This is a genomic window from Rhodococcus chondri, assembly GCF_036327435.1.
GTDB lineage: Bacteria > Actinomycetota > Actinomycetes > Mycobacteriales > Mycobacteriaceae > Rhodococcus > Rhodococcus chondri.
Genome location: NZ_JAUZMZ010000142.1, coordinates 1 through 11,986, shown reverse-complemented (window position 1 = coordinate 11,986; position 11,986 = coordinate 1). Strand labels below are relative to the sequence as shown.

Here is an 11,986-nt window from a genome sequence, read left to right as displayed (position 1 = left end):
CCCACTTGGTGACACTGACAGTCGTCGCGGCACGCACGGTCGTGTCGGTGCTGCGGTCGCGGTGGTCCAGGAGATACAGCCCGGCGATGTTCTCCGCGTAGTCACCGGCTGCGGCGAGCACGGGTGCCGTGGCGAGAATCCGCCGGGTGCGCGGCGACACCGGCCGATGCTGCGCGAGCGCCTCGCCTCCGGCTCGCAACGCGAGCGCAAAAGTCAACGGGTGCACGAAATCCCAATAGTAGTGCCGTCGATATCGTTCGGTGTCCTCCGGCCCGAGATTGTCGAGAACCCTCCGGTACGCCGAGGCGGAGAAGGTGGTCTGGATTCTGCCGACGGTGGTCGCGGCAGGACCGAGGACCCGTGCGATGTTCGCCTGCGAGACGACGAACAGCGCGGTGGTCGCGAAAAGTCTCCGGTCGGATGCTGACAGTGGCATGGGGCGATCGTAGGTCAGTGGGCCCCGAAGGGGTGGCGGCCGGCCCTGGGGCATCCCCGGGCCGGCCGCCACTCCGGCAGCTCGCCGAGTCGGGTCAGGCGTCGATGGCCTTGCGGTCGGAGCCGCCGGTGATCGGGATCCTGCGCGGTTTGGCCTTCTCGGCGACCGGAACGACCACCTGCAGAACCCCGTGCGCATAGCGTGCCTCGATACTGCCGGTGTCGAGGTTGTCGCCGAGGAACAACTGCCGGCTGAACACACCGCGGGGCCGTTCGGCGACGACCATCTCCTCCGACCCCTCGCGCACCGGACGCTCGGCCCGAACGGTGAGGACGTTGCGTTCGACGTCGAGGTCGACGGAGTCCGGATTCACACCGGGCAGATCGAATTCGACGATGAACTTGTCGCCGTCGCGCCAGGCGTCGATCGGCATATACGCCGGTCGTGCCGTGGTGCCGAGTATCTGCTGTGCCATCCGATCGAGTTCGCGGAACGGATCGGTGCGCATCAACATTTCTCCACCTCCACAACTCCACACCTGTCTTTTGTTCACCACATTTTCTGTGGTCTCGACACAGATTTTATCCGATTCGAAAATCCGGTCGCAAGGGTTGCCGGTTCTGCATCGGCCGAAAGTGCCGTCAGTCCGTGAGGAACGGCAGCACGGCCGCGGCGAATTCCCTGGAGCGGTCCCGGTGAATGCTGTGCCCGCACGCGATCTCCCGCACCTGCCCGTCGGGAAGCAGCGACAGCGCCTCCGCGAGAAGGTGCGGGTCGACCATGCTGCCGCGACGAACACCGCGCAACAGCAACGTGCGTGCCTCGACTCGCGGAACCCCCTGCCACCAAAAGGGATCGGGCGTGTGGAACTGAGCGATCACGGAGTCGGTCATCGACCGGTCGAACGCGATCACCGCACGCGGATTGAGAACCATGCTGTTGGTGGCGTGCCACAGTTCTGCGAGCGTCGGCCGATGTGCCGGGATCTCCGGCCTCGTCTCGCCGTCACGCAGCGGCAGCGGCGCCTCTTCGAGGACCAGCCGCCGGACCAGATCCGGATTGCGCTGGGCGACAAGAGATCCTGTGTGCCCACCGAGGGAATGCCCCACCAGATCGACTGTGTTCAGCCCCAGATGGGAACAGAGCCCCTCGATGTCCGCGGCGAATTCCGCTAACCGGTAGGACCCTGCGCGGGCACTGCGGCCGTGCCCGCGCAGGTCCACAGCGATCACACGCCGACCCGCACCTGCCAACACCTTCGTGAAACGCGCCCACGTCCGTCCGTCGCCGCCCATACCGTGTACCAGCAGCACCGGCACCGGATGCGACACCACACGCGGTGACGTGTCCCGCCAGGTGAGCGCGACACCGTTCGGCGCAGCCCTGAGCACAGTGGTTTCCACGACCACCGAGCCTACTCAGTCGTAGACCCCCTCCACCCGCCAGCCGTCTGCACCGTGGATCACCAGCAGCGCCCGCGACCCGTCCAGAAGCACCTGCATCCGGGCCACACAGCGCGCGGCGACGGGATCCCACCAGAACTCGTCCACCGGCCACGGTCCCGCCCATCCGATCACCGGCCACCCGCGACTTCCCCATCGCAGATACGCCGGCCGACCGCTGAGCAGTCCGCGCTCGGTGACCATCACCGGCTCCCCCACATCGTCGTCCAGCGCGATGGGTGGAGGCACGTGCATCACCATCGCCGGCGCCGGTGGCGGTAATCGTCCCGGCCAGGGGGCGTCCGGATCCGATGTGGGCACCGCCTCCTCCCCCACCGGCACGAGGGTGATTCGCTCCAGCGGGCCGCGTCCGCCGCCGAGTACCCCCACCTGCACCGCGTCACCGCCCAGCAGACCCTGCACTCGCACCAGTGCCCGCCGCGCACGCTCGTCCTCGTCGCCGACGCCACCCCACAGCCCCAGTTGCAGTGCCCCGGAACCCACCACCTCCACCGGTTCGAGCCGCAACACCACGATCCCCGCCGTGGGACGGTCGGTACTGCGCCCGGTCAGCCAGCCGTCCAGCTGCCAACGCACCCGGTCGGCGGTCGCTTCCGGCGTCAGCGGTTCGGCGCACCGCCACGTCCTGGCCAGTTCCTCGCCGTTACCGGTGCGCGCGGCCACGATCAACCGGGTACATGCCACACCCGCCGCCGCAAGGCGGGTGTGCAGCAATTCGGCGAGGGCCCTCCCCGCGAATGCCGCCGCATCCACTCGCTCCAGAGGTGGATCGCAGTGATGCTCCACCGCCAGATCCGGAGGGATACCGCGTCCCGACGGGGGCCGCTCGGGCAGCCCTCGTGCACACCGGTGCGCGCTCACCGCGTCGGTGCCGAACCGCGAAGCCACATCCGTGGGGGTCAACGCTGCGAACGCCCCGATCGTGCGGATGCCGAGCCGATGCAACAGATCCACCAGCTCCGAACGTTCCGGCGCGGCCAGGGCGGGTTCCACCGCCAACTCCGAAACAGGCAGCGGAGCAAGAAATTCGGCACCCGCACCGTCGGGCACCAGCGCTGCGCGCCGAGCCGCGAGTACAGCGGTGGACAACTCGTCGGCCACACCGACCTGACATTCCACCCCTGTCGCGGCGACCTCGTCGATCAAACGCTCGGCGGCGACGGTCTCGGACCCGAACCATCGGACGACCCCGCGCGCAGCGAGAATCACCAGCCCCGGCCGCAGCACCTCTACACCGGGAGCGGCTGCATCGATCGCCGCCACCACCGGCTCGAACAGTCGCGCATCTCGTCCGGAATCGGATTGCACCACATGAAGTTCCGGGCATCTCCCCTGAGCTTCCCGTTTGCGCAGGCCTCGTCGCACCCCGGCGGACCGGGCCCGAGCCGAGCACGCAACCACCCGATTCGCCGATACCACCGCGATCGGCGTGGTTGCCGGCAACTCTGCCGCCGTGGCCGCCGCGACGGCAGGCCAATCAGGGCACCACAAGGCCATCACGCGCGCCGGTTCGCGCATGCTCACAGCGTCACCCGATCCGGCTCCGAGACGATCTCGGGCCGCACCCGCCGGTCAGAGGCCCACGTCACCTCACCGCGCGTGGCACACACGTCGGCACGAGTGGTTCTCGGCGGACAGGCACGTCCGTGGGCCCGCACCGACAACCGGGTACCGCACAGCCGTCCCCGGCCGGGTCCCGCCAACCCGTCGTAGCCGTTCACCTGCGCTTCGAGGCGCACTTGTACGCCGTCCCACCTGCCGTCGGTAACCACCAGCACGGCACCTTTGCTGCGGGCCCGCGCCGCGACGGCCCGCGCGCGGGACGGCGGAACCGATGCCCCGCCGAGCCCGAGGACCACCAGATCCATGCCGTCGAGCAACACGGCAGCGATCGCCACGGGATCGGGACCGGGATCGGGAATCACCGCGAGCCGGCACAGCCGGGCACCCATCTCGGCGGCAGCGAGCAAACCGAGTCTGCGGTGCCCGATCACGGCCGCGTGTCCACCGCCCGCCGTCACCGACGCGAGCATGCCGAGCAGCAGCGAGGTCGCTCCCGAGACCGACACCACCGTGCCGCGCACGAGGCCCCCGTGGGGAAGCAGTTCGGCGAGAGGACGGGGAAGCGGCAGCAACCGTTCGGGCGGTCCTTGGGCTGCATCCGGCGCCGGCGCCGGACGGGAGACTTCTCCGCGGGCGGGCACAGCAGCGATCCGCCGCCGCAACGCCTCGATTCTTTCCGCCCGGGTCGGCTCTGCCTGTTCATCGACCGGAAGTTCGGACACCGCAGCCACATGCACCCCTGTCATCCGCCGATCGTGTCTTGCACGATCTGCCGACCACGGGGAAGACGCGGTCCAGCACACACCGACATTCGAACGTTTTTTCGAACTTTTCCAGTAGACCTGATCATGACACCCGGCGTCAAGTCATCCGAATACGGCAGAACTGCGGGCCCACGGGCCCGGCGGCGCGACGAGCAGCAACTCGACGTCGACACACGGGCCCGCGCTCGGCCCTGGACGTCGGCCGGGTCGACTATCGCTCAATTGGATTGCGTTGCAGTGGTTCGAACGTACGGAGCCGCTCGGGACTCGGACGGCCGGCGGAACTCAGCGCCTGGTCTCATACCTGGTCAGGACCACGCCACCGGGAAACGTCCGGGTCTCCACCAGCTTCAGATTCACCCAGTTGTCCAGGGCCGTGAAGAACGGCGTGCCGCCGCCCACCAAGACCGGCGCGGTGGCCAGCACGTACTCGTCGATCAGCCCGGCCCGCATGGCTGTCGCGGCGAGTGTGGCGCCGCCGATGTCCATGGGACCGCCGTCTTCGGCCGCGAGCCGGGTGATCTCGCCGACCGCGTCGCCGGTGAACAGGCGGGTGTTCCAGTCGACCGTACCGGTCGTCGAGGAGAACACCACCTTCGGCATGTCCCGCCAGCGGCGGGCGAACTCGATCTCCGCCGGTGTGGCGCCAGGCTGTTGATCGGCGGTCGGCCAGTGGGAGCTCATCGTCTCCCACAGTCTGCGACCGTACAGCGCCAGACCCGTCGTCCCGACCCGGTCGGACCACCACTGGAACAGCTCGTCGCTCGGTACGCTCCAGCCGATATCGTCGCCGGGTGCGGCGATGTAGCCGTCCAGGCTCAGGTTCATACCGAAGGTAAGTTTGCGCATGACGCCGCCCTCTCGTGAGTCGGTATTCGGTGTACAGACCAGCACGGCACGGAAAAATCATCGGTCGGGCACATCCGAGTTCGCCGAGGGCCGAACACTCCCCCTCGCAGCTCACAGCCTCCCGACCGGATCTCTCGGCCCGGATCGATTACCCTCGTCAAGGTGGCAGAACACGAACGAGCAGGGCGGGTCGTCGGCCCGGATCACTTGGTGGCCGGACGATATCGGCTCGATTCCAAGCTCGGCGGCGGAGGGATGGGCGCTGTCTGGCTCGCCCGCGACACCCGGCTCGGCCGGGACGTCGCCGTCAAACAGGTGATCTCCACCGCCGACCTCGATCCCGCCGCCGCCGCCGACATTCGTCGCCGAGCGCTCCGCGAAGGCCGGGTTGCTGCCCAGCTCACCCACGAGCACGCCATCTCGATGTACGACGTCGCGCTTCACTACGGCGAACCGTGGCTGGTCATGGAGCACCTGCCGTCCCGCAGTCTCGCCCAGGTGATGAACGCCGTCGACACACTCTCGCCGTACCTCGTCGCCCAGATCGGCACCGACGTCGCCGACGCACTCGCCACCGCCCACGAGGTGGGCATCGTGCACCGCGACATCAAGCCCGGCAACATCCTCATCGCCGAGCGCGGTCACGAACAGGGTGTGGTGAAGATCAGCGACTTCGGCATCGCCCGAGCGAAGGGCGACAACGATCCGTCCGGCGTGATCATCGGCACCCCCGCCTATTTCGCCCCCGAGGTGGCCCGCGGAAACGACCCCACCGAAGCCAGCGACGTGTTCTCCCTCGGTGCGACCCTCTACACGGCGATCGAGGGACTGCCGCCGTTCGGCTTCGAAGCCGATTCGATCGAGCTGCTGCACCGCGTTGCTCGCGCCGAAATCATCCCACCGACGCGTACCGGGCCCCTCACCGACGCTCTACTGTCCATGCTCGAACCCGATCCGTCGCGCCGGCCGACGATGGCGCAGGCCCGCGACCGTCTCGCCGCGGTCGTCCTCGGCCCCGGCGGAAACCCGGAGGTACTGAGAGGCCGCCCCCTCGTCGACGAGGACGGCTCCATCCCCTACTGGGCTCAGCGCTCCACCCCGGTCACCGACCATCGTCATCACGGTTCGTTCGGTGATCGCCCGCTCGCCGGGTCCGCCTCCACCTCACCCGGCCCAGGATCGATTGCGTCGAGTTCGTTCTCGTCGCGGAACACGCAGCGCCCCGCCACGGCACGACCGAGCGGGCTGCTGGACCGCTTGCTCCCCCGGGGACCGCTACCCGAAACCGCGCAGGACAGGCTCGTGGCCTACGCGCCGTTGGCGATGGCGGCGATGGTTGCGATCATCGTCGTCGCGCTCGTCGTCGCGCTCGTCATCGCTCTGCTCGTCTGACTGTTGCGAGCCCGCTTCCCCTGTCGGTACCGAATGCGACCATCGCGTCCCACCGCACCGAAGGAGCAACCGTGGCCGCACCACAGCCCGATCCGATCATGTCCGCCATCACCGAGGCCGTCGCCACCGGCCGCACCGGCGACAGCGCCGCAGCCCGCGCGCGTCTCGAAGACCTGTGGATCGAGATCGGGCCGCTGGGAGACCCGTTGCATCGTTGCGCTCTCGCGCACTACCTGGCCGACCTGTACGACGAGGCCGCCCTCGCACTCACCTGGGACATCCGCGCACTCGACGCCGCCGATGCCCTCGACGACTCCCGCGTCCGGGAACATCACGAATCGCTGCAGATCCGCGGGTTCTATCCGTCCCTGCACCTCAATCTCGCCGACGACTACCGCCGCCTCGGCGCCTTCGAGACCGCCGACGAACATCTCACCACTGCACGGGAATACGCCGGTTCACTGGCCGGCGACGGCTACGGGGCAGGTGTGCTCGCAGGTCTCGAGAACGTGGCCGGTGCGATAGCCGAACGCTCCACCCGGCGCCTGCCCACCCACTGACCCCGGCGTGCTCAGTCGATACGTCGCCGGTGCGCCCATCGGGTGAGCGCGTTGCGGTTGGACTGCTGCGTCTTGCGGAGCACGTTCGAGGCGTGGGTTTCCACCGTCTTGACCGAGATCACCAACTCTTCCGCGATCTCGCGGTAGGTGTACCCCCGAGCGAGCAGACGGAGCACCTCGAGTTCCCGGGGGGTCAGCGAATCCAGTTCGGGATCGAGCGGCGGCTCCGGAGCCGTCGACCGGCCCGTGAACGAATCGAGCACGAACCCGGCCAGTCGCGGACTGAACACCGCGTCTCCTCCGGCCACCCGGCGTACCGCATCTGCCAGATCCGAACCGGAAATCGTCTTGGTGACATATCCCCGCGCGCCGGCACGGATCACTGCGATCACATCCTCGGCTGCGTCGGAAACGCTCAGCGCCAAGCACACCGGGCCCTGCGGTATCCGGCTGAGCACCGCGACACCGCCGCCGTCGGGCATGTGCACATCGAGGAGGACGACGTCGGGGTTCGTCACTTCGATGCCCTTGACCGCCTCCCCGACACCGCCGGCCTCCCCGACGATTTCCATGTCCTGTTCACGGCCGAGTTCCGCGCGTACCCCCGACCGGAACACCGCATGGTCGTCGACCAGAAAGACACGGAAACGAGGCACGGTTTCGGAAACATCGGGCGGTGTCGCCGGAGTCGAAGTCAATGGGGTTGCTCCTCGCGGTCGGGATCGGACACCTCCCACTCTAGGGTCGGTTCCTCTTCTGTCTCGTCCGAGTGCTCGTGACCGGAGCGCGGCATGTGGATTCGGATCTCGGTGCCCTTCCTGGGTGCCGACTTCACCACTGTGCTGCCTCCGCGGCGCTCGACCCGCGCGCAGATGGACCGGGCCAGCCCCTGCCGATCGGCCGGTACAGCTTCGGGGTCGAAACCGACCCCGCGATCACGGACGAACACACTGATCTGGTCGGGCTCGACCTCCGCGAACAGATCGATACTGTCCACCTGCGCGTGCTTGGCAGCGTTGACCAGCGCTTCCCTGGTGGCGCCGAGCATCGCGGTGATCGCCTCGGTGGTCACATCGTCGTCGTCCGGAGCGACATCGCCGACCACGACGGGCGCCACCGACACCCCGTGCTGGTCCTCGACCTCCCCTGCGATGGTGCGCAAGGCTTCCGCGAGGCTGGTCCTCGGTGTTTCGTCGCCCCCGAACAGCCAGCGTCGCAACTCGCGTTCCTGACTTCGGGCGAGCCGCACCACTTCCTGTGGGTGTTCGGCCTGCTTCTGAATCAGCGCCAGCGTCTGCAGCACCGAATCGTGCAGATGTGATGCGATCTCCTCACGTTCCTCGTTCCGAACGCGCGCTGCACGTTCGGCTTCGAGTGCACGCCACATCCGGATCCACAGCGGCACGGACAGCAGCGCCGCCCCGAGCAACGTGACCACCACGGCGAGCAGCGACGAGCGCAGCGCCGCAACGTCGACCTGTGCGAGTACCACCACGCCGAGACCTGTCACCACGAGCGTCAGCCCACCCAGGACCCGCGCCCACGTCAGGACGCTCGCCTTGGCGGGCAGGCCGAACACCGAACGGGGCCCCTCGGCGTCGAACTCGCGCCACACGAGCGCAGCCCCCACCGCCACGACGATGATCGGCGCAACGACCGACGCGGCGCTTCCGCTGAACAACCACGACATGCCGATCGCGAGTCCGAGCCCCATCACCGCCAGACCGACGGCCCGGCGACGCTCGGTGCCGGGGGGTGGGGTGGTGTCCGAGCCCGGTGGGACGAACATCCACAGCAGTCCGTAGGCGACGATGCCCACTCCCCCGAGGGCCGCGAGAATCGTGAACGCGACCCGTACCTTGGTCACATCGGTGTCGAGGTGATCGGCGAGCCCACCCGCGACTCCGCCCACGACTCGACCGCCCACCCGCCGTTCGAGGCGGGCGACGGGCACGGGTAATCCGGGTACAGGCTGCACATCTTCGATACTGGCACGGTTGCGGGCCCCTCGACATCGGGGACGGACCCTGAGTTCCGCGTACGGCGCACGGCTCGGTAGATCAGGGTTCGTCCCTGATGTGCAATGCAGCGCGGACCGAGAGGATGGTTGCCATGAACACGCGGAGCTTCCCCGAACAGCTGACGGACATGTGGCGTACCCGGCCGGTGCGGTTGCCCGAGCAGGGACACATCGCCGGAGTGTGTGCGGGCATCGGTGTGCGTTACGGCGTCGATCCGGTACTGGTTCGGATCGCCTTCGTCGTGTCGACCATCTTCGGTGGGGCAGGCATCCTGCTGTACCTGGCGGGCTGGGTACTCCTGACCCGGCACGGCGACCAGGTGTCGCCGATCGAGTCGCTCGTCGGGCGCGGAACCAGTTCCGATTCGAACACCAAGGTGGTGGTGTTGCTGGTGGCGCTTGCGATCGCGATGAGCGCGGTCGGTCCGGCAGGTGCCGGCTACGGAGGATCGGGATTGTTGAGCATGATCCTGATGCTCGGCGGGTTGTGGCTGCTGTACCAGCGTCGACCCGTACCGCCGACCCTGCCGGCTCCCACGCACGGATACATGTTCGGGCAGAACACGTTTGCCCCTCCACAGTTCCCGCAGGCGCCGTTCGACCACGGCACCTTCCCTCAGCCGCCGTTCTCGGCCACGCCCGCACCGCCGAGCGGTCCGGCACCCGGCGACCCCGACTTCTGGGTGAAACCGGAGCCGACGCCGCGGAACGACTCGTCCGACACGGCCGCCGCGATGCCGGAAACTGTTCGCGCCCAGGATGGCCCGACATCGCTTACGTCGAATCCTGTGGCAGCGGAGCACTTCCCCGACAGGCCCACACCACCCGCGTGGGACCCACTGGGCGTCGCCCCGTTCGCGTGGGATCTTCCCGAGCCGACGCCCGCCCGGCCCCTGGTTCCGGCGGAAAAGACGAAGCACTCGCGTCTGACCACCACGATCCTGGGATTCGCGGTACTGGCCGCGGCGGTGGCCGGCGCGGTCGCCTTCACCACCGACGCGGCATGGCTGACCCCGGCCCGGATCGGAGCGATCGCACTCGCGGTGATCGGACTGGGTCTGCTGCTCGGCGCGTTCCTCCACCGTGGCTACGGCCTCCTGGTCGTCACCGGGCCGCTGATCGGGTTCGTGGTCCTGACATCGCTGGTCGGACCGATCACGTTCGACGCCTCCGGCCGGCAGGAATACTCCCCGCGCACGGCCGACGAACTCCGACCGGAGTACGCGGTACAGATGGGCGATCTGCAACTCGATCTCCGCAGTCTCGAACTCACGGAGGATCGCACGATCAGTGTCGACAATCGGCTCGGCAACGCCGAGATCTTCCTTCCGCCGAACCTGGACGTCGATATCACCTGCACCGAAACGTTCGCCGCGCCGTGCCCCGCGGAAGGGCTCGACGGCGGCGCCGACGGCGCCGGTGGGCCTGTTCTGACCATCGACATCGACACCGCATTGGGAAACACGGAGGTGCACCGTGCCTGACTTCGACACCGACTACATCGGGTCCGACCCCGGCGAGACAGAGCCGACACGCTCGCGTCGCGGACCGTCCCTGCTCCTGCTGTTGTCGGCGCTCGCCGCGCTGGTAGTGAGCGGGTGGGCGCTGATCGGACCGTTCTCTCTCGAATTCGTCACGAACGTCGACGTGGGCTGGGTGCTCGTCGCCGCGGCCGTGCTCGTCGGAGCCGTCCTGGTGCTCTTGCCGGGCCGACGCGGCAGGTAACCGAAACGGCAGTGTCCCCGATCGCGTCGGCGATCGGGGACACTGTCGTTTCCGGACGTCCAGAGGTCAGGACGTCGAGCGTCTCACTCCCATTCGATGGTTCCCGGCGGCTTGCTGGTCACGTCGAGCACGACCCGGTTGACGTCGGGCACCTCGTTGGTGATGCGCGTCGAGATCCGCTCGAGCGTTTCGTAGGGCAGGCGCGTCCAGTCCGCGGTCATCGCATCTTCACTGGACACCGGACGGAGCACGATCGGATGGCCGTACGTGCGGCCGTCGCCCTGCACGCCGACGCTGCGTACATCGGCGAGAAGCACCACCGGGCACTGCCAGATCTGACCGTCCAGACCGGCGGAGGTGAGTTCTTCGCGGGCAATGGAATCGGCTTGGCGCAGGAGGTCGAGACGTTCCTTCGTGACCTCACCGATGATGCGGATGCCCAGGCCGGGACCGGGGAACGGCTGACGGCCGACTATCTCCTCCGGCAGGCCCAACTCGCGACCCACGGCCCGCACCTCGTCCTTGAACAGCAGACGCAGCGGTTCGACCAGCTCGAACTGCAGATCCTCGGGCAGACCACCGACGTTGTGGTGGCTCTTGATATTTGCGGTACCGGTACCTCCACCGGACTCGACGACGTCCGGGTACAAAGTGCCCTGGACCAGGAACTCGACGGTATCGCCGTGTTCGGCGCTCTCACCGAGCACCTCGGAGACCGCGCCTTCGAAGCTGCGGATGAACTCACGGCCGATGATCTTGCGCTTGGTCTCCGGGTCGGTGACGCCCGACAGTTCCCGCAGGAAGGTTTCCGATGCGTCGACCGTGACGAGACGGGCACCGGTGGCCGCGACGAAGTCCTTCTCCACCTGCTGACGTTCGCCCTCGCGCATCAGCCCGTGGTCGACGAAGACGCAGGTGAGCCTGTCGCCGATGGCGCGCTGCACGAGCGCTGCCGCGACGGCGGAATCGACGCCTCCCGACAGACCGCACAGGGCACGGCCCTCACCGACCTGGTCACGGACCTGTTCGACGAGCGCGTCCGCAATGTTCGCGGCCGTCCAGTTTCCCGGGATCCCGGCGATGTCGTGCAGGAATCGGCTGAGGACCTGCTGCCCGTGCGGAGAGTGCAGGACTTCGGGGTGGTACTGCACACCGGCGAGGCGGCGGGCGCGGTCCTCGAACGCGGCGACGGGTGCGCCCACACTGCTCGCGGT

Annotated in this window: 13 protein-coding genes; 4 read left to right on the top strand and 9 right to left on the bottom strand. The window is 68.2% G+C overall.

What is annotated here, in order from left to right:
* The 6 genes from Q8814_RS20105 to Q8814_RS20080 all read right to left on the bottom strand — a co-directional run.
* Positions 1–436: hypothetical protein (locus Q8814_RS20105; protein WP_330153762.1), on the bottom strand; the 436-nt coding region annotated here is incomplete at its 3' end.
* Positions 437–530: 94 nt separating this feature from the next.
* A complete protein-coding gene (locus tag Q8814_RS20100) occupies positions 531–950 on the bottom strand; it encodes an Hsp20/alpha crystallin family protein (protein WP_330153761.1) in 420 nt (139 codons plus the stop codon).
* A gap of 127 nt (positions 951–1,077) precedes the next feature.
* The gene (locus Q8814_RS20095; protein ID WP_330153760.1) at positions 1,078–1,839 is read right to left on the bottom strand and encodes an alpha/beta fold hydrolase; all 762 of its coding nucleotides are present in this window, start codon (positions 1,837–1,839) and stop codon (positions 1,078–1,080) included.
* Positions 1,840–1,854: 15 nt separating this feature from the next.
* Positions 1,855–3,417: a DNA polymerase Y family protein gene (locus Q8814_RS20090; protein WP_330153765.1), complete on the bottom strand. Its 1,563-nt coding sequence runs from the start codon at positions 3,415–3,417 to the stop codon at positions 1,855–1,857.
* Between the two features lie 2 nt (positions 3,418–3,419).
* Positions 3,420–4,208, bottom strand: coding sequence for a hypothetical protein (locus Q8814_RS20085; RefSeq protein WP_330153759.1), 789 nt, complete (start codon positions 4,206–4,208; stop codon positions 3,420–3,422).
* Positions 4,209–4,511: 303 nt separating this feature from the next.
* Positions 4,512–5,075 (bottom strand): dihydrofolate reductase family protein, encoded by a 564-nt coding sequence (locus Q8814_RS20080; protein WP_330153758.1) that lies wholly within the window; start codon positions 5,073–5,075, stop codon positions 4,512–4,514.
* A 162-nt stretch (positions 5,076–5,237) separates the two neighbouring features.
* Here Q8814_RS20080 and Q8814_RS20075 point away from each other — a divergent pair, with 162 nt between their 5' ends.
* Positions 5,238–6,467 (top strand): serine/threonine-protein kinase, encoded by a 1,230-nt coding sequence (locus Q8814_RS20075; RefSeq protein ID WP_330153757.1) that lies wholly within the window; start codon positions 5,238–5,240, stop codon positions 6,465–6,467.
* A 98-nt stretch (positions 6,468–6,565) separates the two neighbouring features.
* Positions 6,566–7,027: a hypothetical protein gene (locus tag Q8814_RS20070; RefSeq protein WP_330153764.1), complete on the top strand. Its 462-nt coding sequence runs from the start codon at positions 6,566–6,568 to the stop codon at positions 7,025–7,027.
* An 11-nt stretch (positions 7,028–7,038) separates the two neighbouring features.
* Here Q8814_RS20070 and Q8814_RS20065 read toward each other — a convergent pair whose 3' ends face one another.
* Both Q8814_RS20065 and Q8814_RS20060 read right to left on the bottom strand, forming a co-directional pair.
* Complete coding sequence (locus tag Q8814_RS20065; protein WP_330153756.1) at positions 7,039–7,725, bottom strand: response regulator transcription factor; 687 nt, start codon at positions 7,723–7,725, stop codon at positions 7,039–7,041.
* Complete coding sequence (locus Q8814_RS20060; protein WP_330153755.1) at positions 7,722–9,005, bottom strand: ATP-binding protein; 1,284 nt, start codon at positions 9,003–9,005, stop codon at positions 7,722–7,724. Before Q8814_RS20060 ends, Q8814_RS20065 begins: the two co-directional genes overlap by 4 nt.
* Positions 9,006–9,139: 134 nt before the next feature.
* On the opposite strand from Q8814_RS20060, the gene Q8814_RS20055 reads away from it, so the two are divergent.
* A complete protein-coding gene (locus tag Q8814_RS20055) occupies positions 9,140–10,531 on the top strand; it encodes a PspC domain-containing protein (protein WP_330153754.1) in 1,392 nt (463 codons plus the stop codon).
* Positions 10,524–10,772, top strand: coding sequence for a hypothetical protein (locus tag Q8814_RS20050; RefSeq protein WP_408015947.1), 249 nt, complete (start codon positions 10,524–10,526; stop codon positions 10,770–10,772). Before Q8814_RS20055 ends, Q8814_RS20050 begins: the two co-directional genes overlap by 8 nt.
* A gap of 83 nt (positions 10,773–10,855) precedes the next feature.
* Here Q8814_RS20050 and guaA read toward each other — a convergent pair.
* On the bottom strand, positions 10,856–11,986 hold a 1,131-nt coding region (gene guaA / locus Q8814_RS20045), incomplete at its 5' end, for a glutamine-hydrolyzing GMP synthase (protein ID WP_330153753.1).

Bases quoted from the DNA above. Each gene is read 5' to 3' on its own strand.
- Q8814_RS20100 (WP_330153761.1), bottom strand. From the start codon at position 950: ATGTTGATGCGCACCGATCCGTTCCGCGAACTCGATCGGATGGCACAG.
- Q8814_RS20090 (WP_330153765.1), bottom strand. From the start codon at position 3,417: ATGCGCGAACCGGCGCGCGTGATGGCCTTGTGGTGCCCTGATTGGCCT.
- Q8814_RS20085 (WP_330153759.1), bottom strand. From the start codon at position 4,208: ATGACAGGGGTGCATGTGGCTGCGGTGTCCGAACTTCCGGTCGATGAA.
- Q8814_RS20080 (WP_330153758.1), bottom strand. From the start codon at position 5,075: ATGCGCAAACTTACCTTCGGTATGAACCTGAGCCTGGACGGCTACATC.
- Q8814_RS20070 (WP_330153764.1), top strand. From the start codon at position 6,566: ATGTCCGCCATCACCGAGGCCGTCGCCACCGGCCGCACCGGCGACAGC.
- Q8814_RS20055 (WP_330153754.1), top strand. From the start codon at position 9,140: ATGAACACGCGGAGCTTCCCCGAACAGCTGACGGACATGTGGCGTACC.